Raw genomic sequence first — 24,839 nt, forward strand, 5'->3', positions numbered from 1 at the left:
TTCTGACCGGTTCTCTGCTTGTCGAAACCGCCGAAGCAATCCCGCCAAACAGTGAAGCTGACACCTTCATCATCGCATCCACCAAAAGGCTTCAGCTAGAAGGCCGATATGTAAGAGCTTCGTCCGTCGAAACGAACCAAACCGCCCACATATCTCTTCAGTCATCCATCAATGTCAAAGAGCGTGAAGACAAAATCAAACCGGACCGCCAATCCCTTGGCGCCACCCGCTCCAACCGTCTTCGAATTTTTCTTAGCGTCTTCAGTGTCTTGCGACCCGTCCAGCGCCCCGTTGCAGTGTTGTCCGCTTCGGTGAGGCGGTATCTACGGATGTCGGCCGGGGGGCGCAAGAGGATTCGTCGAAAAACTTTCGCTGCCCCCGCGGCAACCTGCGCGGGTCCTCTCGCGGTCGCAGTCCCGGATCAGGCGGCGGTCAGGAGTCGAAGCCGAACAGGTGTTCGACCGCCTCCCAGCTGCGATCCATCGGCCAGGCCGCCGACAGGACCGGCACGCCGATATGGCCATAGTAGATCGACAGCTGGTCCTCGGCGCTGTCCTCGTCGGCGCCGGTGACCCCCGCCAGATACAGCGCCGAGACGAGCCCGGTGCGGTCCGAGCCGGACTTGCAGTGGATCAGCAGCGGCTTCGGCAGGTCGCGCAGCAGGGCGATGATGCGCTGCGCCTCCTCGGGCGGGACGTCGCGATCGGCCTTCATGCGGTAGTCGACATGCTCGAGGCCAAGCCGCGCCGCCGTCGCGATCTCGTCGCGGTACCAGTCGGCGTGGGATTCCGCACCGCGCAGGTTCACGACGCTGCGGATGCCGTAAAGCCGGACCAGCCGTTCCAGCGTCTCGCCATCGGGCTGGGCCGAGCGGTAGACCTCGCCCTGCACGACGGCATGGATGTTCCCGGTCAGCTGCAGCCAGCCCAGATACAGCCCCACCGACAGCAAAGCCGCCCCGACCAGCGCGCCGCCGCGCCATGTCCGCCGCCATCCCCGTCCGCGCATGAGGTCCGTCCTCCCAAACGCCGCATCGCTGCCCCCCGGGCAATGCTTAGCCGATCCGATTCGAATCGGTTAGCCTTTTCCGGCCAGCGCCGAAGATTCCGCGGGGAATCGCAGCCGCACCCGCAGGCCCGGCGCGGCGTCGCCCAGCTGCAGGTCGGCGCCGTGCAGGTCGGCGATCACGGCGACAAGGCTCAGCCCCAGGCCGCTGCCCGGCGTGGTGCGGCTGCGCTCCAGCCGGTAGAGCCGGCGCAGCACGCGGCCATGCTCCTCGGCCGGGATCCCGGGGCCGTCGTCGCTGACCTCGAGCACCACCGCCCCCGCCTCGCGCTGCAGTCGCACGCGGATCTCGCAGCCGGCGGGGGTGTGGCGCAGCGCGTTCTCGATCAGGTTCGCCAGCACCTGCCCCAGAAGCGCGCGGTCGCCGGTCACCAGCAGCGGCCCCGGCGCAAGATCGGTGCGCAGCAGATGGCCGCTGTCCTCGGCCGCGGGGGTATAGACCTCGGCCAGGGTCTCGGTCACCGCCGTCAGGTCGACCGCGCCGAACCGCGCCCGGGGCGAGCCACCCTCGATCTGCGCGATCTGCAGCAGCGCCTGGAAGGTCGCGGCGATGCCCTCGGTCTCGGCCACGGCGCGCCCGGCCAGATCCTCGGCCGCCGGCGGCAGCTCGGGCAGGTCGCGCAGCCGCTCGAGCAGGACCGACACCCGCTGGATCGGCGTCTTCAGATCATGGGCGATGTCGGCCGAGACCTGGCGCAGCGCCTCGGTCGCGGCCTCGCGCGCGGCGGCCATGTCGTTGATGCGCTCGCCGATCACGGTCAGGTCGTCGCCACGCCGCGCCGTCTCGGGCACCCGCGCGGCCAGATCGCCGGCGGCGATGCGGTCAAGCACCCGGCCCAGCCCGTCGATCCGCCGCCCCGTGCGCCGCGCGATCCAGACGCCGCCGGCCATCGCGATCACCACGCTGGGCAGCAGGCTGACCAGCAGCAGCGTGACATAGGCGCGGCCCAGGTCCTCGATCTGGCTCTGGCTTGCGGCGACGGTCAGAAGCCCGCCCCGCAGCCGCGCGGTCAGCGCGAGATACGGCAGGTGGTTCTGCAGCTGCAGATCCTCGAGCGGATAAAGCCGGAACCCCTCCTCGCCCGGCGCGAGATAGCCGTTGCCATAGCGCCGGCCATCCGGGGCAAGGTAGCTGATGATCCGGCGCCGGGCATCGGTCGCCTCGGCCTCGGCCGCGACCAGCTCGCCGATCGCGCCGGGGGTCGGCGCCGCGGCATAGCCCGCGACCGCGCTGCGCAGGTCGTCGCGCAGCCCTTCGGCCAGCGCGGCGCGGGTGACGACATAGGACGCGCCCAGCGTGCCCATGCTGGCCAGCGTGAACAGCGCCACCAGCCCGCCCGCCAGCCGCACCGGCGTCGACAGCCACAGCCCCCGCGCCGGCCGGCGGCTCATTCCGCGATCCGGTAGCCGGCGCCGCGCACGGTCTCGATCAGCTCGCGATCGAAGGGCCGGTCGACCTTGGCGCGCAGCCGGCTGACATGGGTTTCCACCACGTTGGTCTGCGGATCGAAGTTCAGGTCCCACACCGCCTCGAGCAGCATGGTGCGGGTCTGCACCCGGCCCTTGCGGCGCAGCAGGTGTTCCAGCAGCGCGAATTCCCGCGGCAGCAGGTCGATCTCCTGCCCCGCCCGCGTCACCCGGCGCCGGATCAAGTCCATCTTCAGGTCGCCCGCCGCCAGCACCGTCTCCTCGGCCTTCATCTGCGGCCGCCGCGCCAGCGCCGACAGCCGCGCCGACAGCTCGCCGAAGGCGAAGGGCTTGGTCAGGTAGTCGTCGGCGCCCGCGTTCAGCCCCTCGATCCGGTCGTCGACCCCGCCGAGCGAGGTCAGGAACAGGACCGGCGTCAGGTTGCCCGAGGCGCGCAGCGTGCGCACCACCGACAGACCGTCAAGCCCGGGCAGCATCCGGTCGACCACCATCACGTCGTAATCGGCGGTGGTGGCGCGGATCAGCCCCTCGCGCCCCTCGGTCAGCAAATCGACGGAATGCCCCTCGCGCGCGAGCCCGTCGACGATGTAGTCGCCGGTGGTGCGGTCGTCCTCGAGCACGAGTATCTTCATGTCGTCTCCCGCGGGTGTCCGGGTCGGGGTGGCAGCGTCGGGCATGGCCCTTCCTCCAGTTAGGCGAAACCCGCGCCGATGGCGAGTGTCCCCGCCGGTCTGGCGCGCCGCCCTCTCGCCGGCCTGACGCGCAGATTACAGAACCGTAACCCCCCGGCCCGGCCCGATTACACAGATGTAATCGCGACGACAGGCAGCGGCGAAACCGGCGGCCCAGATTGACCACCATGCCGAGACGGCGACGGGACGACCCCGGCCACGGACCACGGCACCAGACAGTCACACCGGAGGATCTCATGTCCATTCGCACCATCACCCGCTCCAAGGCCTCCCGCTCCGCGCTTGCCGGGCTCGCGATCACCGCGGCCGTGGGCGCGAGCGGCGCCGCGATGATGACGGCCTCGCCCGCCCTCGCCGTGCCCGCCGGCGGTTATGCCGATCTCGTCGAGAAGCTCGCCCCCTCGGTCGTCTACATCGAGGTGACCGAGAAGCAGCCCGAGATGTCGGACCAGCAGAAAGAGCAGATGCAGATGATGCAGGAGCTGCAGCGCCGCTTCGGCATGCCGGGCATCCCCCCGGGCGCGATGGAGGGCAACTCGAAGCCGGTGATGGGCGTCGGCTCGGGCTTCATCATCAACAAGGACGGCACGATCGTCACCAACAACCACGTCGTCGACGGCGCCGAGACGGTGAAGGTCAAGCTGTCGGACGGCCGCAGCTTCGACGCCAAGGTGATCGGCACCGACCCGATGACGGACGTGGCCGTGATCAAGATCAGCGCCGATGTCGACCTGCCGGCGGTGAACTTCGGCAACAGCGACACGATGCGGGTCGGCGACGCGGTGCTGGCGGTCGGCTCGCCCTTCGGGCTGGGCGGCACGGTGACCTCGGGGATCATCTCGGCCAAGTCGCGCGACATCCAGGCCGGGCCCTATGACGACTACATCCAGACCGACGCCGCCATCAACCGCGGCAACTCGGGCGGGCCGCTGTTCAACGAGCAGGGCCAGGTGATCGGCGTCAACACCGCGATCTTCTCGCCCGACGGCGGCTCGGTCGGCATCGGCTTCGCCGTGCCCTCGGACCTCGTGCAGAACGTGGTCGGCCAGCTCGAGAACGGCGGCGAGATCAGCCGCGGCTGGCTCGGCGTGCAGATCCGCCCGATGAGCGACGAGGTCGCGCAGGTGCTGGGCTATGACAACGAGAAGGGCGCGGTGGTCGCCGCGGTCGTCCCGGGCAGCCCGGCCGACAAGGCGGGCCTGCAGAACGGCGACATCCTTCTCAACATCGGCAAGACCAAGATCGACACCGTGCACGACCTGACCCGCGCCGTGGCCGACACCAAGCCCGGCACGACCGAGAAGCTGACCGTGCTGCGCCACGGCGAGAACCGTGATCTCGACGTCACCATCGGTGACCTTTCGCACTCGAAAGACGCCTGAGGTCGCGCAAGACGCCTCCGCCTGTACCTCGGAGCGCGCGAGGGGGGCCGGTCACCCGTGGGGAGTGGCCGGCCCCTTTTGCTGTCCGTCGGCGCGCCCGGCCAGCGCCTCGGTCAGCGCCTCGGCCGCGCGGCGCACGACCTGCGCCAGCTCGGGCACCGAAGCCTGCGTCACCCGCGCCGCCAGGCCCGAGATCGACACCGCGCAGACCGGCTCGCCGCCCGCGTCGCGCACCACGGCCGCGACGCAGCGCATCCCGGCCACGAATTCCTCGTCATCCACCGCATAGCCCTGCGCGCGCACCCGCGCGATCTCGGCCATCAGCGCCGCCGGTGTCGTCAGGCTGCGCGGCGTCTTCGGCGCCAGCCCGTGGCGCGCCACCAGCGCCTCGATCGCGGCATCGGGCCAGGCCGCGACGATCGCCTTGCCCATGCCCGAGCAGCCGACCGGCGTGCGCCCGCCCGGGCTGGCGATCGCGCGCATGATCTCGCGGCTTTCCACCTGCGCCACGGTGCGCACCACCCCGTCCTCGATCACGCCCAGGTTCGCCGTCTCGCGCGTGGCGTCGCGCAGCCGGCGCAGGATCGGCAGCGCCGGCGCCACCAGGTTCTCGCGCCGCGAAAAGGCCGCGCCGACCGCGAAGGCCCGCCGGCCGACATACCACCGCCCCGTCGCGGCGGCGAACTGCACGAAGCCGCGCTGCTCCATCGTCGTCAGCAGCCGGTGCGCGGTCGAGGGCGCCAGCCCCACCGCCCGCGCCGCGTCCGACAGCCGCGCGCCCTCCTCGGCCTCGGCCAGATGCTCGATCAGCGCCAGCGCCCGATCCACCGCCTGAACCATTCCCGCCCCCGCTTCCACATCGTGGAAAGCCTAGCGGCCCTGCCGGGCACGGGAAAGCCGCGCCCCGACGCCCCCGCAGGAATTCTGCGGCGGGAATTCCGCGGCGGCGCCAGTGCGGCGGGAAAAGTTTCGGGCCCCCGCGACGGAACCGCCGCGCCAATGCGTGCAACCGCAGCGACAGTCGCGCCACACTGGTAAATATTCCGTACCACGGGCACAGCGCACAGTTGCGGAAGCGCTCTCAAACCAATATTTCCTACCCTGCTTAGGAGATTTGTATCATGCGCGCGCGTTCCCTGCCCCCGCCGATCCCTCCGGAGACCGACGCGACGGGCCGACAGCGCATCGTGCGGCGCAAGCTCTCCGACGGTGTCCTGGACCGACTTCAGGAGATGATCGAGAGCGGCCAGCTTGCCCCGGGGGACAACCTGCCCTCGGAACGCGAACTGATGGAGCGGTTCGGCGTAGGCCGCCCCGCGGTGCGCGAGGCGTTGCAGCAGCTGCAGACCATGGGCCTGATCACCATCGCCCATGGCGAGCGCAGCCGGGTCAACGTGCTGACGGTGGGCAGCGTGCTGCAGCGCATCGACGCGGTCGCGCAGCTGATGCTGCTGGCCGAACCGCAGCAGCTTGGCCACCTGAAGGAAGCGCGCCGGATGTTCGAATGCGGCATGGTGCAGGCCGCCGCGCAGCGGACCACGCCCGAGGACATCGCCGAGCTGCGCGCCATCCTCGCCGATCAGGCCGAGATGATGCGCGACGCCAAGGCCTTCATCGCCGCCGACATCCGCTTCCACAGCCGGATCGCGATGATGACCGGCAACCCGCTGTTCGCCGCGATCAGCCAGACCATGCTGCGTTGGATCTTCCGCTACCACGAGGGGCTGCTGCACTGGTCGGGGCAGGAGGTGGTGACGATGGGCGAGCATCACCGCATCGTCGATTTCATCGAGGCCGGCGACGGCCACAACGCCTGCTTCGCGATGGGCGATCACATCGACCGCTCGAACGCGGTCTACATCAAGTCGCTCTGACCCGGCGCGGGGCCCGCTAGCGCGGGCTGCGCCGCCGCACGGTACCCGGCCGGCCCGGGATCGCGAGCGTGGCATCGGCGCGCGGGCTGCGCGCGATCACCCGGCCCTTCGACACCACCGCCAGCCGCGCCGGGCGCAGCCGCAGCGCATCGACCGGGTCCTTCGCATCCAGCACCACCAGCGAGGCCGTCTTGCCCGCCGCGATCCCGTAGCCGTCCAGCCCGAGGATCGCCGCGTTGGTTTCGGTCACCATCTCGAAGCAGCGCGCCATCTCGGCCGGGTGCGACATCTGCGCGACATGCAGCCCCATGAAGGCCACGTCCAGCATGTCGGCCGTGCCCAGCGAATACCACGGGTCCAGCACGCAGTCCTGCCCCCAGCCCACGCGGATGCCCGCGGCCTGCATCTCGCGCACCCGCGTCAGGCCGCGGCGCTTGGGGAAGCTGTCGTGCCGGCCCTGCAGCATGATGTTGATCAACGGGTTCGGGATGGCCGAGATCCCGGCCTCGGCGATCAGGGGCAACAGCTTCGAGACATAGTAGTTGTCCATCGAATGCATCGAGGTCAGGTGGCTGCCCGCCACCCTGCCCTGCAGCCCGTGGCGGATGGTCTCGTCCGCCAGCGTCTCGATGTGGCGGCTCATCGGGTCGTCGGTCTCGTCGCAATGGATGTCGACCATCAGGCCGCGCTCGGCCGCGATCCGGCACAGCTCGGCCAGCGAGGCCGCGCCGTCGGCCATCGTGCGTTCGAAATGCGGGATGCCGCCCACCACCTCGACGCCCATGTCCAGAGCGCGGATCGTGTTGGCCCGCGCGGTCGGGTCGCGCAGGAAGCCGTCCTGCGGGAAGGCCACCAGCTGCAGGTCGATGTAGCCCTTCACCTTCTCGCGCAGCTCGAGCATCGCCTGCACGCCCAGAAGCCGGTCGTCGCAGGTGTCGACATGGCTGCGGATCGCCAGCAGCCCCATCGAGGCCGCCCAGTCGCAATACTGCAGGCCCCGCTCGACCATCTCCTCGACGGTGACGATCCGCTTCAGCTCGCCCCACAGCGCGATGCCCTCGAGAAGCGTGCCGCTGGCGTTCACCCGCGGCAGGCCATAGCTCAGCGTGGCGTCCATGTGGAAATGCGGATCGACGAAGGGCGGGCTGACCAGATCGCCGGTCGCGTCGATCACCTCGCCGGCGATGGCGCCCTCGGGCAGCGCCCCGACCGCGACGATGCGGTCGCCGCGGATGGCGATGTCGGCCACGCGGCCGTCGGGCAGCGTGCCGCCCGTCACGATCAGATCGAACTCGGCCATCTCAGAACGTCCTCATCTCTCGCCCTTGCGGAAGGGCAGCATCAGCGCGGCCGGCACCGCGGCGCGGCGCGACATCGCGATCAGCGCCGCGATCGACAGCAGGTAGGGCAGCATCAGGAACAGCTGGTAGGGCACCGCCGCCCCCATCGGCGTCTGCTGCAGCCGGATCTGCAACGCGTCGAAGGCCGCGAACAGGAACGCCCCCGCCACCGCCTTGCCCGGCCGCCAGCCGCCGAACACCACCAGCGCGATGCAGATCCAGCCGCGCCCGTTCACCATCTCGAAGAAGAAGGAATTGAACGCCGACAGCGTCAGGAAACTGCCCCCCACCGCCATCAGCCCCGACCCCGCCACCACCGCAAGCGTGCGCAGCCCCGAAACCGACAGGCCCTGCGCCTCGACCGCGGCCGGGTTCTCGCCCACCGCGCGGATCGCCAGCCCCAGCGGCGTGCGCGCCAGCACCAGCGCCAGCGCGACCGCGACCCCGTAGGCAAGGTAGGTCAGCGGCGTCTGGTCGAACAGCGCCGGGCCGATCAGCGGGATCGCCGACAGCCCCGGCACCGGCCAGGTCGCGAAGGCCTCGATCCGCGGCGGCGAGGTGACCTCGGGCAGCGCGAGGCGATAGGCGTAATAGCTGGCCGAGGTGGCCAGAAGCGTGATGCCGATGCCGACCACGTGCTGCGACAGGCCGAAGGCCACGGTCAGGCCCGCGTGCAGCGCGCCGAAGGCCATGCCCGTCGCGAAGGCCACCGCGACGGCGGGCCACAGGCCCAGCCCGGCATAGGCCGCGTACCAGCCCGCGAAGGCGCCCGCGACCATGATCCCCTCGATCCCCAGGTTCAGCACGCCGGCGCGTTCGCACAGAAGCTCGCCCAGCGTGGCGAAGATCAGCGGCGAGGCGATGCGCACCATCGCGACCCAGAAGCTGACGGACAGAAGGATGTCGATCATGCCCGCCGCACCCTGTAGCGCGTCAGCATCAGCGCCAGCACCATCGCCAGCAGCGCCGCCGCCAGCAGCATGTCGGCGATGTAGGTGGGCACCCCCGCCGCGCGGCTCATGCTGTCCGCCCCGACCGAGATCGCGGCGACGAACAGCGCCGCCGCCACCACCCCCAGCGGGTTGAGCCCCGCGAGCATCGCCACGACGATGCCGGTGTAGCCATAGCCCGGGCTCAGATCCATCGTCAGCGCGCCGCGCAGCCCCGCGACCTCGGACAGCCCCGCAAGCGCGGCGAGCGCGCCCGACAGCGCCGCGGTGGCGATCACCACCCGCGGCACCCGGATCCCGGCGAAGCGCGCCGCGGCCTCGCCCGCGCCGACGGCGCGCATCTCGAACCCGGCGACGGTGCGCCGGTCGATCACCCAGACCGCGACCGCGGCGATCAGCGCAAGGCCAAAGCCCCAGTGCAGTCGCAGGCCGGTGACGATGCGCGGCAGCCGCGCCTCGCGCAGGATCGCGGGGGATCGCGGCCAGCCCATGCCCATCGGGTCCTTCAGCGGCCCCTCGAGCAGCATCGAGACGAACAGCAGCATGACGAAGTTCAGCAGAAGCGTGGTCACGACCTCGTCGACGCCAAAGCGCAGCTTCAGCACCGCCGGCCCGATCAGCATCAGCGCGCCCGCGGCCATCGCGGCGGCCAGCATCGCCGGGATCAGCGCATAGCCCGGCCAGGGCAGCGCGCCGCTGCCCAGCACCACGGCCATCAGCGCGCCGGCGTAAAGCTGCGCCTCGGCGCCGATGTTCCACAGCCGCGCGCGGAACGCGACCGCCACCGCAAGCCCGGTGAAGATCAGCGGCGTCGCGCGGTTCAGCGTCTCGAGCGCGGCGAATTTCGACCCGGCCGCGCCGGTCACGATCAGGCCGAAGATCGCCAGCGGATCGGCCCCCGCCAGCGCCGCGAGCGCGCCGCCGAAGACCGCGACGCAGCCCAGCGCGACGACCGGCGGCAGCAGGCGGCGCGCCAGCGTCGGCGCGGCGATCGGTTCAAGCCGCATCGTCGAACCCCTGCCCCGCCATCCACAGCCCCAGCCCCGCCGCGGTCATGCTGCCGCGCGCGAACCCGGGCGACAGCCGCCCCTGCGAGATCACGTGGACCACGTCCGCCAGCGCCATCACCTCTTCGAGATCCTCCGAGATCAGCAGGACCGCCGCCCCGCGCGCCCGCGCCGCCAGCAGCCGGTCCTGCACGAAGCCCACCGCCCCGATGTCCAGCCCGCGCACCGGCTGGTTCGCCAGGATGATCGCCGGATCTTCCTCGAGCACGCGGCCCAGGATCAGCTTTTGCATGTTGCCCCCCGACAGAAGCCGGATCCGCGCCTCGGGGCCGGGGCAGCGGATGTCATAGCCGCGGATCAGCGCCTCGGCATGGGCGCGCACCGCCGCCCGGTCGATCCAGCCGCGGCGCGAAAAGCGGCGGTCGCGCAGGCGCTCCAGCACCGCGTTCTCGGCCAGGGTGAAATCGCCGATCGTGCCGTCGTGGTGGCGGTCCTCGGGGATGCGCGCGATGCCGTGCCCGACCGCCGCGCGCGGCGACCAGTCGGCGACGGCGCCGCCCGCGATCTCGATCCGGCCCGCGGCCGGGCGCGCAAGCCCCGCCACCAGCGCCGCAAGCGCCCCCTGCCCGTTGCCCGACACCCCGGCCAGCCCGGTGATCCGCCCCGCGACCAGATCCAGCGACAGCGCGCGCAGGTCGGGCCGGAACCCGGCGGTCGACACGCCCGACAGGCGCATCGCCACGCCCCCCTCGCGCGCGGGGGCGACGGCGGGGGCCGCGACCTCGGCGCCGACCATCATCGCGGCCAGCCGCGCCGGGTCGGTCATCGCGATCCGCGCCTCGCCCGCGACGCGGCCGTGGCGCAGCACCACCACCCGGTCCGCGATCGCCATCACCTCGTGCAGCTTGTGCGAGATGAAGATCACCGCAAGCCCCTGCGCCACCGCCCGGCGCAGCGTGGCAAACAGCGCCTCGGCCTCCTGCGGGGTCAGCACCGCGGTCGGCTCGTCCAGGATCAGCACCCGCGCCTGCCGGTAGAGCGCCTTGAGGATCTCGACCCGCTGCCGCTCGCCCACCGACAGCTCGGCCACCCGCGCGCCGGGGTCCACCGCCAGGCCGAAGTCGCGCGACAGCGCCGTGATCCGCGCCCGCGCCGCCGTGCGGCCCGCGCCGGGGCGCCACAGCGGCCGCGTCCCCAGCAGCAGGTTGTCCAGCACCGTCAGGTTCTCGGCCAGCGTGAAATGCTGGTGCACCATGCCCACGCCCGCCGCCAGCGCCGCCCGCGGCTGGCCCGGCGGCAGCGCGCGGCCCGCCACCTCGATCGTGCCCGCATCGGCCGTGTAATGGCCGAACAGGATGTTCATCAGCGTGGTCTTGCCCGCGCCGTTCTCGCCCAGCAGCGCCACCACCTCGCCGGGCTGGACCGACAGCGAGATGCCGTCATTGGCCAGCGCCGCGCCGAAACGCTTGGTGATCCCGGTCAGTCTCAGCGCGGGCCATCTCTGCGCGGGCAGCGTCATCAGGCCGAGGGTTCGCTGTCGTCGATCTCGACCTCGAAGCTGCCGTCCATGATCGCGGCCTGCTTCGCCGCGATCAGCTCCAGCGCCGCGGCCGGGATCTTGCCCTCGAAGGTGCCGAACGGGGCGAGCGAGGCGCCGCCCTCCTTCATGAAGGAATAGATCCCGTAGTCGTCCGAGGCGAAGTCCCCCGCCTTGACCTTCGCCAGCGCCGCCGCCAGCGTCGGCCCGAAGTCCCACAGCGCCGAGGCGACGACGGTCTGGGGATAGTCGGCCTGGGTGTCGATCACGTTGCCGATCGCCAGCACGCCCTTCTCCATCGCCGCGTCCGACACGCCGAAGCGCTCGGCATAAAGCACGTCCGCGCCGCCCTCGACCATCGCGATCGCGGTCTCCTTGGCCTTGGGCGGATCGAACCACGACCCGATGAAGCTGATCTGGAAGGTGGCGTCGGGACGCGTCTCCTTCACGCCGGCCATGAAGGCATGCATCAGCCGGTTGACCTCGGGGATCGGGAAGCCGCCGACCATGCCGATGTTGCCGGTCTTCGACATCGCGCCCGCGACGATGCCGGTCAGGTAGCTGGCATCCTGGATGTAGTTGTCGAAGACGCCGAAGTTCTCAAGGCTGCCGTCGGGCTTGAACGACGACCCGACGAGGAAGGCGGTGTCGGGATAGTCCATCGCCACCTCGCGCGCCTCCTGCTCGACGCCGAAGACCTCGCCCAGGATCAGCTGGGTGCCGCCCTCGGCATATTCGCGCATCACCCGCGGGTAATCGGTGTTCGAGACGTTCTCGGTATAGGTGTACTCGATCTCGCCGGCCTCCTGCGCGGCGACGGCGGCCAGGTGGATGCGGCTCACCCACTGCTGCTCGACCGGAACGGTGTAGATCCCCGCGACCTTGATCGGCGCGGCCTGCGCCCGCAGGGGCAGCCCCAGCGCCAGGGTCGAGGCGGCGGCGCCGCTGGCCAGCAGGTGGCGGCGGGTCAGTCGGATGGTCATGGCAGTCTCCCCGTTCGTTCGTATGGCTATGGTTTTCCGCCAGTGTCCAAAAATTTGACCGTTTGGAAAGAAAAACCCGCGCCGGACCGGGCCGGCGCGGGTCGTCTGCCCATAGTTCAGGCAGAGCGGAACCGCGCCACCGCGGTCAGGCTTCGGCGGTCACACTGCGCCGGTCACACGGCGGCAATCATGCCGCGGCGGGGCGGGCCATCAGCTGGCGCGCCGCGACCGGCGCGATCAGCACGAGGCCGATCACCGTCACCGTCAGCTCGGGCGCGATCAGCAGCAGCGCGGCCAGCGCGAGCAGCAGCCGCTCCCACGACCGCAGCGGCGCGAACAGCCAGCCGGTGACGGCCGCGGCCAGCACCCAGACCCCGGCCACCGCCCCGAACAGCGCAAGCGCGAAGGCCCCCCAGGTGAAGCCGTCGGTCACCAGCAGCAGCGCGGGCTGGAAGGCGAAGACGAACGGGACCAGCACCTTGCCCATGCCCAGCCGGAAGGCGGTGTTGCCGGCCTTGAAGGCATTGGCGCCCGCGATGCCGGCGGCGGCATAGGCCGCCATCGCGACCGGCGGCGTGATGTCGGCCAGCACGCCGTAGTAGAACACGAAGAAATGCGCGACGATCGGCTGGACGTTCAGCATTCCCAGCACCGGCGCCGCGACGGCGACCATGATGATGTAATTCGCCGTGGTCGGGATGCCGCAGCCCATCAGGATGCACACGACCGCCGTCAGGATCAGCGTGAACAGCAGCGTCATCGTCGCCACGCTCATCACCTCGAACGGCAGGAAGGCCAGCGCGCCCGACAGCCCCTCGGCCCAGCCGGCGGCGACGCTCGTGACCATGTAGGCGATCTTGAAGCCGACGCCGGTCAGGGTGACGACGCCGATGACCACGCCGACCAGCGCCGCGGCGGCGGTCACCGACAGCGACTGCTTGGCGCCCAGGATGAAGCCTTCCCAGACGCCGCGCGCGGCCTCGGCCACGCCCTTGGCCACCCCGTTCGCCATCACCTGCTGGATCACCAGCACCGCGATGCACGAGGTGATCGCCCAGAAGGCGGCGGCAAAGGGCGTGCGCCCCGACAGCAGGATCGCCACCAGCAGGATCAGCGGGATCGTGGACAGCCAGCCTTCCCTCAGCACCTTCCAGGCATTCGGCAGCTCGTCCCGGCTCAGGCCGCGCAGGCCCAGCCGCCGCGCCTCGAGATGCACCTGCACGAGGACGCCGAAGAAGTGCATGAACGCGGGCACCAGCGCCGCGGTCAGGATCGTGGTCAGCGGCACGCCCAGGTATTCGATCATCAGGAAGGCGACCGCGCCCATCACCGGCGGCGTGATCTGGCCCCCGGTCGAGGCCGCGGCCTCGACCGCGGCGGCGAAGTGGCGCGGATAGCCGATGCGGATCATCGCCGGGATCGTCAGCGCCCCCGTCGTCACCGTGTTCGCGATCGACGAGCCCGAGATCGAGCCCAGCATCGCCGACGACACGACCGAGACCTTGGCGGGCCCGCCCGCATAGCGCCCGGCCAGCGCCGAGGCGACGTCGATAAACAGCTGCCCCAGCCCGATGCGCTGCGCCATCACCCCGAACAGCACGAAGTGGAAGACATAGGTCGCGATCACCCCCAGCGCGGTGCCGTAGATCCCCTGCGAGGTGAGATACAGGTGGTTGACGATCCCCGACCAGCTCGCCCCCGGATGCACGAGGATGCCGGGCATCGAGCGGCCGAACCAGGCATAGGCGATGAACAGGCAGGCGATCACCGGCAGCGGCCAGCCCATCGAGCGGCGCACCGCCTCGAGCAGCACCACGATCAGCACCGTGCCCATGATCACGTCGATCGGCAGCGGGTTGCCGACCCGGAACGCGAGATCGTCATAGATCCACGGCACGTAGAACGCGGCCACCGTGCCCGCGATCGCGAAGACCCAGTCGATCAGCGGCAGCCCGAAGGGCGCCAGCGCCGAGGGCGCGACCTCGCGCCGGCCGAAGGCCGAGAAGCTGAGGAAGGTCAGCGCCAGCGTCGCCGCCAGGTGCCCGCCGCGGTGCACCACCGCCTGCGGGATGCCGAAGCCGGCGGTGTAGTAGTGATAGCACGACAGGCCGAACAGGATCAGCGCCGCCAGCAGGCTCAGCGGAAACGCGAGCGTGCGGAACCGAAGCTCGGGGTCGAACTTCTCCTCCAGCGCCTGCAGCTCCTCGGCCGACAGGCTGCGGATCTCGTCATCGCCCGCCGCGCGGTGGTCATGCGTCGCCATCGGCCCGCTCTCCGTCCTTCGGATGCAAGAAGGGCGCGGGGGCATGAAGACCCCCGCGCCGCAGATCGTCAGCCGCGGCCGATCACTTGATCAGGCCGGCTTCCTTGTAGAACTTCTCGGCGCCCGGATGCAGCGGGATGCCAAGGCCCTTCACCGCGTTCTCCTTGGTGATCGCCTTGCCCTTGGCATGGCCCGAGTCGAGCAGCTTGCGCGTCGAGTCGTTCCACATCGCCTTGGTGATCTCGTAGATCAGCTCCTCGGGCTGGTCGGCCGAGGTGATCCACTGCGCGCCCACCGCCAGCGTCGGCGTGTCCTCGGCGACGTTGTCGTAGGTGCCGCCCGGGACGGTGTCCTCGGCGAAGAAGGTGTAGTTCTCGCAGATCGTCGGCGCCTCGGTGCAGCTGATCGGCACCAGCGTGATCTCGTGCTGGCTCGCCAGCTCGGCGATCGCGCCCGCGGGATAGCCGCCGACGAAGAAGAACGCGTCCATCGCGCCGTCGCGCATCCGGTCGGCGGCCTGGTCGGGCTTGAGGTTCTCGACCGTGATGTCGCTTTCCGACAGGCCGTAGCCTTCCAGGATGATCTTCGCGTCGACCAGCGTGCCCGAGCCCGGCTCGTCGATCGAGACGCGCTTGCCCTTCAGGTCGGCCACCGATTTCACCCCCGACGCGGCCGAGGCCACGAGGTGGATCGATTCCGGATAGAGGTTGGCGATCGCGCGCAGGCTCTCGACAGCGGGCTTGCCCTCCCAGATGCCGGTGCCGTTATAGGCCCAGCTGGCGACGTCGGACTGGGCGAAGGCCGATTCCAGCGTGCCGCCGGCGATGGCGTTCACGTTGGCGACCGACCCGTTCGAGGCCAGCGCCGAGGCGACGAGCCCGGGCACCCCGCACGAGCCGCCCGCGTCGCAGGCGCGCGAGCCCGGCGGATTCGAGATCGCGTTCGCGATCAGGCCGCCGATCGGATAGTAGGTGCCGGCCGTGCCGCCGGTGCCGATGCGGAAGAAGCTCATCTGCTGCGCCGAGGCAGCCGTCGCGATCAGGCCGAGCGCGAGCGCCGCGCCGGTAAAGGCTTTGGCGTAGGTCATTCCCATGTCTCCCCCTAGGGCAAAGTCTTGGCCAAGCTTTTGCTTGTACATAACGGAAACGTTACGCGCGACACTCCGCCGCGCGCAAGTCCGTTAACCAATGCCCCGAAGTCAACGGGACCGCCCGCCCCGCGCAGCGGCAAAGGTGCCGCCGCCTGGAGAGGGCGGGATCAGGTGATGGTCTCTTCCACCGCCGGCTCTTCGCGCAGGGTGGTGAACAGCCCGGTGGTCGCCTCGCGCCACTGGGTGATGTTCCACCGCTTGGCCGAGGTCCGCAGCTCCTTCATCCGCGCCCGCTTCTCCTCGGGCGACATCGCCAGCGCCTGATCCAGCGCGCGGTCCATCGAGGCGTGGCTGAACGGGTTCACCGGGATCGCGCCGTTCAGCAGCACCGCGCAGCCGGCGAATTCCGACAGGATCAGCGCGCCGTCCTTCTCGTGCCCCTTGGCCACGCAATACTCGGCCGCGACCAAGTTCAGGCCGTCCGCGAGCGGCGTGATCGAACAGACATCGGCCGCGCGGTAGTAGCTGACCAGTTCCGCCAGCGGGATCGCGGTCGAGATCAGCGACACAGGCTGCCATTCGAAGGTGCCGTGCGTGCCGTTGATCCGGCCGGTCAGCTCCTCGATCTTGGTCTGCACCTCCTCGTAGGCGGTCATGTTGCGGTTCGCGCCGACCGACACCAGCATCAGCCGCACCTGCCCCTTCAGTTCGGGGCGGCGGATCAGCAGCCGCTCGAAGGCCTCGAGCTGCTCGATGTTGCCCTTGGTGTAGTCGGTGCGGCTGACCGACAGCACCAGCTGCCCGTCGCCCATCCAGTCGCGGATCGCCTGCACCTTCTCGGCGACCTCCTCGCCCTCGGACAGCTCTTCGAGATAGTCGTAGTTCACGCCGACGGGGTTGGTCTCCACATGCACCTTGCGGCCCTTGTAGATCATCGTGTCGGGGGTGAAGCGTTCCGACAGCGCCGCGCCGCGCGGGGTCATGTTCTCTTCGGTGCGGTGATCCTGCACCGTGCGCGCCGAGGTCAGCGAATGCGCGACGCTCGTGAAGTTCTGCGCATAGCGCGGGATGTGGAAGCCCACGGAATCGCAGGCCAGAAGCGAGCGGATGATCTCTTCGCGCCAGGGCAGCACGTTGAACATGTCGGCCGAGGGGAAGGGCGTGTGGTGGAAGAAGGCGATCTTCGCCTGCGGCTTCAGCTGGCGCAGATAGCCCGGCACCAGCCACAGGTTGTAGTCGTGGATCCACACCACCCCTTCGTCCGAGACGATGTTGGCGGCGGCCTCGGCAAAGGCCCAGTTCACCTCGCGGAAGGTCGGCCAGTCGACCGGGTCGTAGTTGTAGCGTTCCTTGAAGCCGTGAAGGATCGGCCAGAACGCCTCCTTGGAGGTGACGTGATAGAAGCTCGACACCTGCGCCGGGGTCAGCGGCAGGCGGCTGACCTTGTAGCTGCCATAGCTGTCCTCGATGTCGATCACCCGCTCGAACTCGGGGTTCGACGGGTCCTCGGCATGTTTCCACGCCACCCAGGCGCCGTTGCCCATCTTGCCCATCACGCCCTTCAGCGTCGGCACGACGCCGTTCGGGCTGCGGTTCTCGCGCAGCTCGACGGTGCCGTCCTCGCGGACGTGCTCCTCGTAGGGCTGGCGGTGGTAGACGACGACGAGATCGGATTTCTGGCGGCTCATGCTGTCACCTCTGCCGGGGGCGTGGGATGCAGTCCGAAGGCCCGGATCGCCTCGGCGATGCCGCCGGTGCCGGGCAGGTCGCAGTGCCGGGCGAGCGGCAGGCCGCGCGTGGCCTCGAGCAGGCCCGCCTCGCTCTCGCCGACGACGGCGCCGTGCAGGCCGGTCTGGAACATCGACAGGTCGTTGAGCGTGTCGCCCGCGACCAGCACCCGGTCCTTCGGGATCGACAGCTGGCCCAGCAGCCGCAGCAGCGACGGGCCCTTGCTGACGCCGCCCGGCAGCACGTCCAGGTAGCAGCCGTGCGAGATCAGGATGTCGAGCCCCGCGGCCTCAAGCTCGGCGACCGAGGCCGGGTCATAGGCGACCGGGTCCCAGTGATAGGACACCCGGTGGCGGAACGGCGTCTGCTGTTCCGACAGGCCCGGCGCATCCTTCAGCACGCCGCGGATCCAGTCGCCGCGATCGCCCCAGGCCTCGCGGATGTGCCCCTCGAGCGCCGCGATCGGCGCAAGGCCCCCGGCCTTGCGGTCGACGCCGGCGATGGTGGTGCCGACATCGCCCACGACATAGTCGGGCCAGGGCGCCTTCCCGGTGCCGCACAGCTCGGCGATGAAGCCGGGATCGCGGCCGGTGACGAAGATCAGCCCGACCTCGCCGCGCCGCGCCTCGATCCAGTCGTAGAGGCTCTGGCGCATCTCGTCGGTCCCGCCAAGGAAGGTGCCGTCGAGATCCGTCGCCAGCACGAATTTCCAGGCGCTTCGGTCCGACACCAGCGTCGCGGTGTCGATCTCGTGTTCGGCAAGCAGGGTCATCCGGTCATATCCTCGAAGCGGCGCGTCACGGCCTCGACGGCCGGGTGCGCGAATTCCAGTTCCAGCCCGCGCCGCTCGGCGCGGATGGGCGAGGCCCAGTAGGCGGCGAAGGCTTCGCCGATGGGCGCATCCTCGGCGACGATGGCGCGCACCATCTCCGAGATCGGCATGTGCAGGTTCAGCCGCCGCGCCAGGTCGGTGACGGTGACGGCATTGTGCCGGCCCTCGACCACCACGGGCTTGCCGTCGAAGACATCGGCATCGGCGACGCCCTGCCCGCGCTGGAACCCGTAGTAGAAGTTGCGCGACTGCTGCGACGAACAAGTCAGCATCAGGTCGCCAAGCCCGCCAAGGCCGGTGACCGTCTCGCGCCGGCCGCCCAGGCGCACCGCCAGCTCCTTCATCTCGTCGAGACCGCGGGTGATCAGCGCCGCGCGGCTGTTCTCGCCGAAGCCCGCCCCGGCAAGGATGCCGCAGGCGATGGCGATCACGTTCTTCACCGCGCCGCCGACCTCGACCCCCGGCATGTCGTCCGAGACATAGGGCCGGAAGCTGTCGGTGGTCAGCGACAGCGCCATCCGCGCCGCGGCGCGCTGCCCCGGCGGGGTGCGCACGTCCGAGGTGCAGGCGACGGTGACCGCGGTCGGATGGCCGGCGGCGGTCTCGGTCGCGAAGGTCGGGCCGGTGACGGTGCCGACCGGGCGCTCCGGCGCCATCTGGCTGGCCACGTCGGACATCAGCAGGCCCGAGCCCTTCTCGATCCCCTTGGCGCAGACGAAGATCGGGATCCCGCGCGGCGACAGCGCGGCGATCTTCTCGGCCATGTCGCGGATCGTGGTCGAGGGCGTGACCAGCAGCACCGCCTCGGCGCCCTTCAGCGCCGCGGCCATGTCGGTCATCGCCACCAGCCGCTCGGGCAGCGCGATGCCGGGCAGGTAGCGCGAATTGACGTGGTCGCGGTTGATCTCGTCGGCCAGCGCCGCGTCGCGCAGCCACAGCCGCGTGTCGCGGCCGGCGCGGGCGGCCACGGTGGCAAGCGCCGTGCCCCACGAGCCGCCGCCGATCACGGCGATGGCGCTGTAAGGTCGTGGCGCACCGTCGCGGGGGACGGGGATCTCCGCGCCGGGTGGGTCGGGCGGCTGGGTCACCGCGCGCTCTCCCTGGTCGGGTTTCGATGAGGGCCGATCAAGCCCGGCGACGGTCGGTTGGCTGTCGTCTGGTTTCTGCATCTGCACGGTATAATAGGGCGATTATCCGCTCATGGCCAGCTAAAGCCCCGCCAGAGGGGAACGGGACACCCACAAGACGCCGGGATCAGGGGAAAAGTTCCCGCCGAAAAGCCCGCCCCCGCACCGGTGACGTTTCGCGAATTATGCGTTTTATCCCGGGGTGTTGCGCGAATTGCCAATCGGCAATTCCGGGCCTTCGCCCGCGGCGGTCGCGCCCCGGGCCGCTGTTTTCGATCCCGCAACAACCGCAGCGGTGCCTGCGGGCACGGAATGACAGCCTGCGGCTGCCATGCAGGCGTCCGGTCCCCCGCCGCCGGCGGGGTGATTCAGCCCCGCCGGCCGGGTCCCGCCGCGCCGCCCAAGGCCCGGCGATCGGCGGTGTGTCGCGCAGTCGTGAAGCCGCGCCGGGCGGATTTCGGCCGGCGGGCGCTGGCGGGGACGCGGCCCCGGCTTAGCTCACCCGGCAAGACAACCCGACAGACCGCTCCCCGAACCGCGGCGCGCGACCGGGACGACCGCCAGCGTGGCCGGCACCTGACCGGCGCGTTCCCGGCCTTCCCCGACAGGGCCCCGCCGCCCCCCAAGGAAGGACAGACCCATGCCATCCCCCACCCGGTCCCGCCGACGCGGCGCAATCGTCCTCTTCGCAGGCGCGATCGGCGGCTGCGCGGTCGCGCTTTACAACTATTTCGTGCCGCTCACCGGCGTCACCGGCTCGGGCGGCGCGCTTCTGGTGATCGTCAGCTCCGCGCTCGTCGCCGCCGCGGCGCTGGTGCTGCCGGCGCTGGCGGGGCGCGCCGGGCGCGTCGTGCTGCGCACGCTCGCGGGCCTTGGCATCCTCGGCACCGCGCTGGCCGGGCTCCTGCTGCACGAGGGCTGGCTCGTGCTCGCGATGGCGATCGCGCTTGCCGGGCTCGCGATCGATCTCGCGCAATCGCGCGCCCCGGCGCGCCGCGGGGTGGCGGCATGACCCGCGCGCCCCTCGCCCTCGCCCTGCTGGCCGCCACCGCCCTGCCTACCGCCACCCTCGCCGCACCCGCGGGCTATGCGCCCGAGACCGGCACCGTGCACGGCGCGCCGCTGCCCGCGCCGACCGACCGGCCGCTGGTGCCGCCGACGGCGACCTGGGACAGCTTCCACGGCCAGCTCAACGCGCAGAAATACGCGCCGCTCGACCAGATCACCGCCGCCAACGCGGGCCAGCTGCAAAAGGCATGGGAGGTGCATACCGGCGATGTCGACGACGGCAGTGGCGGCGGGACCGAGACCGTCTGGTCGGCGACGCCGATCTTCGCCAACGACACCCTCTACCTCGGGACGCCGTTCTACCGGATCCTCGCGCTCGACCCCGGGACGGGCCGGCAGAAATGGGCCTTCGACACCAAATCCGAACTCAAGCCCCTGACCCAGCCCGCGCTGAAGAACCGCGGCGTCGCCTATTGGCAGGCGGCCGCGCCCGAACCGGGCGCCTCGTGCCAGAAGATCGTCTACATCGGCACGATGGACGCGCGGATCTTCGCGGTCGACGCCGACAGCGGCACGCCCTGCGCCGGCTTTGCCGACAACGGCGTGCTGGACGTGAACCGCTGGAACACCACCAACGCGCGCTGGCCGCTGTCGGTGCTGCAGCCGCCGACCGTGGTCGGCGACCACCTGATCTTCGGCTGGGCCGGCAAGGACTGGGCCTATGAACAGGCGCCGCCGGGCTCGGTCTTCTCGGTCGATGCGCGCACGGGCCGGCTGGAATGGACCTACGACACCCTGCCCGCCGGCATCCGCGACCAGACCGGCACCGCCAACGTCTGGGCCGGCATGTCCGTCGACGAGGCGCATGGCCTTGTCTACCTGCCGGTCTCCTCGCCCTCGCCGAACTACTGGGGCGGCAACCGGACCGCGGCGCTGCCGACCACCACCGCCGTCACCGCGCTCGACCTCGCGACTGGCAGGATGGTCTGGACCCGCCAGCTCGTGCATCACGACATCTGGGACTACGACATCAACTCGGCGCCGACGCTGGTGGACATCGACGTCGACGGCCAGACGGTGCCCGCGCTGATCCAGGCGACCAAGATGGGGTTCCTGTTCGTGCTGAACCGCCTGACGGGCGAACCGGTCTGGCCGATCGAGGAACGGCCGGTGCCGCAGGGCGACGTGCCGGGCGAGGTCTATTCCGCGACCCAGCCCTTCCCGACCCGGCCCGCGCCGCTTCTCGACCAGTCGGCCAAGCCCGAGGTCTGGTGGCTGGCCGACCTCGTGGGGTTCGGCGAATGCTCGCGGCTGTTCGACAGCCTGTCCTACGAGGGCATGTATTCGCCGCCGACGACCACGGGCGGCGGCGTGCTGGCCTATCCCGACAGCTCGGGCGGGGTGCAGTGGGGCGGCGTCGCCGTCGACCCGGTGTCGCAGACCGCGGTCGTGAACACCTCGCACATCGTGCAGTACCTCAAGCTGTTCGACCGCGAGACCTACGACCGGGTCGCGGGCGCCTCTGGGGCCGAGAACGGCTATTACCCGCAGGAGGGCGCGCCCTATGGCATGATGCTGGACGTGGCGCGCAACTGGCTGGGGATGCCCTGCTGGAAGCCCCCCTTCGGCGAGCTGGTGGCGATCGACATGAAGACCGGTGCGGTGAAATGGCGCCGCCCGATCGGCGCCTCGCAGCAATACGGCTTCTACATGCCCGAAAGCTGGGGCTCGCCGACGATCGGCGGCCCGGCGGTGACCAAGGGCGGGGTGATCTTCATCGGCGCGACCATCGATTCCAAGGTCCGCGCCTACGACCTCGGCACCGGCCGGGAACTGTGGTCGAGCATCGTCGAGGCGCCGGCCGTCGCCACCCCGGCGGTCTACGACTACAAGGGCCGGGAATACGTGGCCTTCGTGGCCGGCGGCAACCCGATCATCAAGGACCAGGTCGGGGACGAGGTCGTGGCCTACGCCCTGCCGCAGTAGCGCGGGCCCCCTGCCCTGCCCTGGGCGCCCTTCCCGAGGCGCGCCCGGGTGCCCCCCGGGTGCCCCCCCGGGCCAGCCCGGGCTCAGTCGGCGGCCAGAACCTGTGCCAGCGGGCTGCGCGCGGGCGGCGGCGCCGAAAAGTCGATCTCGTCCTGCAGGTGCATCAGGTGGTGGTCCAGCAGGGCCACCGCCAGCGCGGTGTCGCGCGCCTCGATCGCGGCCAGGATCTCGTCATGCTCGCCCGAGGCGCAGAGCCGGTCGCGGCTGGTGCCCCAGCAGCCCAGGATCAGCGCCGAGCGCAGCGTCAGCTCGGCCAGGTATTTCTCCAGCACGGCGTTGCGCCCGATCTCGGCCAGGATCAGGTGGAACCGCCGCGACAGCCGCAGCACCTGCGACCGGCTCATTGCCGTGCCGGCCCGCGCCTCGTCGGCCAGATGCGCCCGCAGCCGCGCGAAATCGACCTCGTCGGCATTGGCCACGACGTTGCGGCAGATCACCGCCTCGATCGCGCGGCGCGCCTCGAAGACCTGCCGCGCCTCGTCGGGGCCGGGCACGATGACGAAGGCGCCGCGGTTGCGCCGAAGCTCGATGACGCCGTACTGGGCCAGCATCGCCAGCGCCCGGCGGATCTGGGCGCGGCTGCACGCGAAGATCGCGGCCAGCTCCAGCTCGCCCAGCTTGGTCCCGGCATGCAGCTTCTGATCCGCGATCGCATCGAGGACGTGCCGCACGATTCGGGTCTCGGTCTGAAGCGCCATTCCCAAGGGATACGGCCCGGCCGCGCCGCCAAGCAACAGTCTAGAGCGTGTCCTCGCCCGGGACCGCGATCGTGCAGCGCAGACCGTCGGTTTCAAAGGCGACTTCGGTGCCGCCGCCGGGGGCGTGCTGCATGCTCTGGGCGATGACCGCGGTGCCGAAGCCCTGCTTGACCGGCGTCGTGACCGCGTGGCTCACCTGTTCCTTCCAGACGATGACCAGCCCGCCCGGCGCCGCGACCCGGCGCGCCGAGACGGTGATCACCCCGCTGTCGCCCCGCAGCGCGCCGTACTTGGCGGCATTGGTCGTCAGCTCGTGGAACAGCATCCCCAGCGAGACCGCCGCCCTGGGCGAGATCGCGCGGTCGAGATCGTGCAGCACCACCCGCCCGCTGCCCTCCAGCCCGAAGGGCGCCAGCTCGGCCCCCAGGATCTCGCCCACGGTCAGCTCGGCCCAGGATTTCTCGGCCAGCAGGTTGTGCGTCGCCGACAGCGCGTGGATGCGCCCGGTGAAGGCGCCCATGAACTGCTCGATCCCGTCGGTGTGGCGCTGGGTGCGGCGGCTGATCGACAGCACGACCGCCAGGATGTTCTTCACCCGGTGGTCCAGCTCCTGCATCAGCAGCAGCTGCTGACGCTCGAGCGCCTTGCGCTCGCCGATGTCGACCAGCGTGACCACGCAGCCCGCGACCTCGGCCTCGCCCACGATCAGCGGCGCCGCGCTGACCAGCAGGTCGACCGCGGTCGCGCCCTGCGGCGCCCGCGCCTCGAGCCCCTGCACCGCCTCGCCCGCCATCGCGCGGCGCAGCATCTCGGCCATGTTGCAGGGCGCGTCGGGCGCCACGAACTCCAGCGGCACGATCTGCGCCAGCGGCTGGCCCTCGGGCGCGCCGGCAAAGACCGCGCGTGCCGCGTTGTTGGCATGGGTGACGATGCCCGCCAGGTCGCAGACCATCACCGCCTCGGCGGCCGAGGCGATGATCGCCGCGGCGACCCGGCCCGAGCGTTCCAGCTGCTCGGCCCGCAGCCGCTCGGTCAGGTCGGTCAGCGTCAGCGCGACGCCCCGCGTCGTCCCGAGGCTGAGCGGCGCGGCCGCCGCCAGCACGTCGCGCGGCGCCGACCCGGCCTGCAGCCGCAGCGGCAGGCCCGACCGGCAGCCCTCGGAGCCCGAGATCACCTCGGCGATGACGCCCGCGGCGGCCTCGTCGAACAGCGACGCGACCACGCGGCCCCGCAGCGTCTCGAGCGGGGCGCCCATCATCTCGGCGAAGACCGCGTTGGCGTAGAGCAGCCGCCCCTCGCCGTCGATCGCCGCCGCGCCGGGCTGCATCGCGTCGAGGAAGGCGCGGAACGCATCGACGTCGCCGCCGATCGGAAAGACCTCGGCCCGGTCCTCGAGCCCGACGACCAGCGCGTCGACCTCGCCCTCGCGGATCGCGCGGATCGTGTCCTCGGCCTCGCGCAGCCGGCGTTTCAGTTCCGCGATCGCCTCGGGCGAGATGTTCATCCCTCGACCTTCAGGCTGACCAGCACCTTCTCGTCGTCCGACAGGTCGCCGATGATCTTGCGCAGCGGCACCGGCAGTTCGCGCACCAGGGTCGGGATCGCGACGATCCCGTGCTCGCGCGCCAGCTTCGGGTTCTGGCGCAGGTCGACCACGTCGATCTCGTATTCCCCGGGCAGGTGGGTGTCGCAGATCCGCTGCAGGTTCGCGATCGCCGCCAGCGACTTGGGCGTCTGCCCCGCCACGTACAGCACCAGTTTCTTGGTCTTCGGCAGTTCGGTCATGGTC

General features: G+C 70.8%; 21 protein-coding genes. 4 read left to right on the plus strand and 17 right to left on the minus strand.

What is annotated here, in order from left to right; all coding sequences use genetic code 11:
- Window positions 1-432 precede the first annotated feature (432 nt).
- From V8J39_RS20845 to V8J39_RS20855, 3 genes are all read right to left on the minus strand, one after another.
- Window positions 433-1,008, minus strand: a complete 576-nt coding sequence (locus V8J39_RS20845; RefSeq protein WP_336462900.1) for a dual specificity protein phosphatase family protein — start codon at window positions 1,006-1,008, stop codon at window positions 433-435.
- Window positions 1,009-1,077: 69 nt separating this feature from the next.
- Window positions 1,078-2,457 (minus strand): sensor histidine kinase, encoded by a 1,380-nt coding sequence (locus tag V8J39_RS20850; RefSeq protein WP_336462901.1) that lies wholly within the window; start codon window positions 2,455-2,457, stop codon window positions 1,078-1,080.
- Window positions 2,454-3,125 (minus strand): response regulator transcription factor, encoded by a 672-nt coding sequence (locus tag V8J39_RS20855; RefSeq protein WP_336462902.1) that lies wholly within the window; start codon window positions 3,123-3,125, stop codon window positions 2,454-2,456. Before V8J39_RS20855 ends, V8J39_RS20850 begins: the two co-directional genes overlap by 4 nt.
- A 296-nt stretch (window positions 3,126-3,421) precedes the next feature.
- Between V8J39_RS20855 and V8J39_RS20860 the strand changes: the two genes are divergently transcribed.
- Window positions 3,422-4,567 (plus strand): Do family serine endopeptidase, encoded by a 1,146-nt coding sequence (locus V8J39_RS20860; protein ID WP_336462903.1) that lies wholly within the window; start codon window positions 3,422-3,424, stop codon window positions 4,565-4,567.
- Window positions 4,568-4,618: 51 nt separating this feature from the next.
- On the opposite strand, the gene V8J39_RS20865 is transcribed toward V8J39_RS20860, so the two are convergent.
- A complete protein-coding gene (locus V8J39_RS20865; protein WP_336462904.1) occupies window positions 4,619-5,407 on the minus strand; it encodes an IclR family transcriptional regulator in 789 nt (262 codons plus the stop codon).
- A 281-nt stretch (window positions 5,408-5,688) separates the two neighbouring features.
- Here V8J39_RS20865 and nanR point away from each other — a divergent pair, with 281 nt between their 5' ends.
- A complete protein-coding gene (gene nanR / locus V8J39_RS20870; protein WP_336462905.1) occupies window positions 5,689-6,441 on the plus strand; it encodes a transcriptional regulator NanR in 753 nt (250 codons plus the stop codon).
- Between the two features lie 16 nt (window positions 6,442-6,457).
- Here the strand turns inward: nanR and V8J39_RS20875 are convergent, their stop codons facing one another.
- The 10 genes from V8J39_RS20875 to V8J39_RS20920 all read right to left on the minus strand — a co-directional run bounded on the left by V8J39_RS20875 (window position 6,458) and on the right by V8J39_RS20920 (window position 19,259).
- Window positions 6,458-7,741, minus strand: a complete 1,284-nt coding sequence (locus tag V8J39_RS20875; RefSeq protein WP_336462906.1) for an amidohydrolase family protein — start codon at window positions 7,739-7,741, stop codon at window positions 6,458-6,460.
- Window positions 7,742-7,753: 12 nt separating this feature from the next.
- Window positions 7,754-8,692 (minus strand): ABC transporter permease, encoded by a 939-nt coding sequence (locus tag V8J39_RS20880; protein ID WP_336462907.1) that lies wholly within the window; start codon window positions 8,690-8,692, stop codon window positions 7,754-7,756.
- Window positions 8,689-9,738, minus strand: coding sequence for an ABC transporter permease (locus V8J39_RS20885; RefSeq protein ID WP_336462908.1), 1,050 nt, complete (start codon window positions 9,736-9,738; stop codon window positions 8,689-8,691). The genes V8J39_RS20880 and V8J39_RS20885 overlap by 4 nt, the downstream gene beginning before the upstream one ends.
- Window positions 9,728-11,257, minus strand: a complete 1,530-nt coding sequence (locus V8J39_RS20890) for an ABC transporter ATP-binding protein (RefSeq protein ID WP_336462909.1) — start codon at window positions 11,255-11,257, stop codon at window positions 9,728-9,730. Before V8J39_RS20890 ends, V8J39_RS20885 begins: the two co-directional genes overlap by 11 nt.
- Complete coding sequence (locus V8J39_RS20895) at window positions 11,257-12,258, minus strand: BMP family protein (RefSeq protein WP_336462910.1); 1,002 nt, start codon at window positions 12,256-12,258, stop codon at window positions 11,257-11,259. The genes V8J39_RS20890 and V8J39_RS20895 overlap by 1 nt, the downstream gene beginning before the upstream one ends.
- Window positions 12,259-12,445: 187 nt before the next feature.
- Window positions 12,446-14,521, minus strand: coding sequence for a TRAP transporter permease (locus V8J39_RS20900; protein WP_336462911.1), 2,076 nt, complete (start codon window positions 14,519-14,521; stop codon window positions 12,446-12,448).
- An 82-nt stretch (window positions 14,522-14,603) separates the two neighbouring features.
- Entirely contained in the window at window positions 14,604-15,608 is a 1,005-nt protein-coding gene (locus tag V8J39_RS20905; protein WP_336462912.1) for a TAXI family TRAP transporter solute-binding subunit, read from the minus strand.
- A gap of 170 nt (window positions 15,609-15,778) precedes the next feature.
- Entirely contained in the window at window positions 15,779-17,299 is a 1,521-nt protein-coding gene (gene ggpS, locus V8J39_RS20910; protein ID WP_336462913.1) for a glucosylglycerol-phosphate synthase, read from the minus strand.
- Window positions 17,296-18,111, minus strand: a complete 816-nt coding sequence (locus tag V8J39_RS20915) for an HAD family hydrolase (RefSeq protein WP_336462914.1) — start codon at window positions 18,109-18,111, stop codon at window positions 17,296-17,298. Before V8J39_RS20915 ends, ggpS begins: the two co-directional genes overlap by 4 nt.
- Window positions 18,108-19,259: an NAD(P)H-dependent glycerol-3-phosphate dehydrogenase gene (locus V8J39_RS20920; protein ID WP_336462915.1), complete on the minus strand. Its 1,152-nt coding sequence runs from the start codon at window positions 19,257-19,259 to the stop codon at window positions 18,108-18,110. The genes V8J39_RS20915 and V8J39_RS20920 overlap by 4 nt, the downstream gene beginning before the upstream one ends.
- A 679-nt stretch (window positions 19,260-19,938) precedes the next feature.
- Here V8J39_RS20920 and V8J39_RS20925 point away from each other — a divergent pair.
- Entirely contained in the window at window positions 19,939-20,310 is a 372-nt protein-coding gene (locus V8J39_RS20925) for a hypothetical protein (RefSeq protein WP_336462916.1), read from the plus strand.
- A complete protein-coding gene (locus V8J39_RS20930) occupies window positions 20,307-22,292 on the plus strand; it encodes a pyrroloquinoline quinone-dependent dehydrogenase (protein ID WP_336462917.1) in 1,986 nt (661 codons plus the stop codon). Before V8J39_RS20925 ends, V8J39_RS20930 begins: the two co-directional genes overlap by 4 nt.
- Before the next feature lie 83 nt (window positions 22,293-22,375).
- Here the strand turns inward: V8J39_RS20930 and V8J39_RS20935 are convergent, their stop codons facing one another.
- The 3 genes from V8J39_RS20935 to V8J39_RS20945 are packed head-to-tail and all read right to left on the minus strand — an operon-like array spanning window position 22,376 to window position 24,835.
- Entirely contained in the window at window positions 22,376-23,050 is a 675-nt protein-coding gene (locus tag V8J39_RS20935) for a GntR family transcriptional regulator (RefSeq protein WP_336462918.1), read from the minus strand.
- 40 nt (window positions 23,051-23,090) lie between these two features.
- Complete coding sequence (locus tag V8J39_RS20940) at window positions 23,091-24,554, minus strand: sensor histidine kinase (protein WP_336462919.1); 1,464 nt, start codon at window positions 24,552-24,554, stop codon at window positions 23,091-23,093.
- On the minus strand, window positions 24,551-24,835 hold the full coding sequence (locus V8J39_RS20945) for a circadian clock KaiB family protein (protein ID WP_336462920.1): 285 nt from the start codon (window positions 24,833-24,835) through the stop codon (window positions 24,551-24,553). Before V8J39_RS20945 ends, V8J39_RS20940 begins: the two co-directional genes overlap by 4 nt.
- Window positions 24,836-24,839 lie beyond the last annotated feature (4 nt).

Origin of the sequence: Frigidibacter sp. MR17.24, assembly GCF_037095655.1 — a bacterium.
In the GTDB taxonomy this organism is placed as follows: domain Bacteria; phylum Pseudomonadota; class Alphaproteobacteria; order Rhodobacterales; family Rhodobacteraceae; genus Frigidibacter.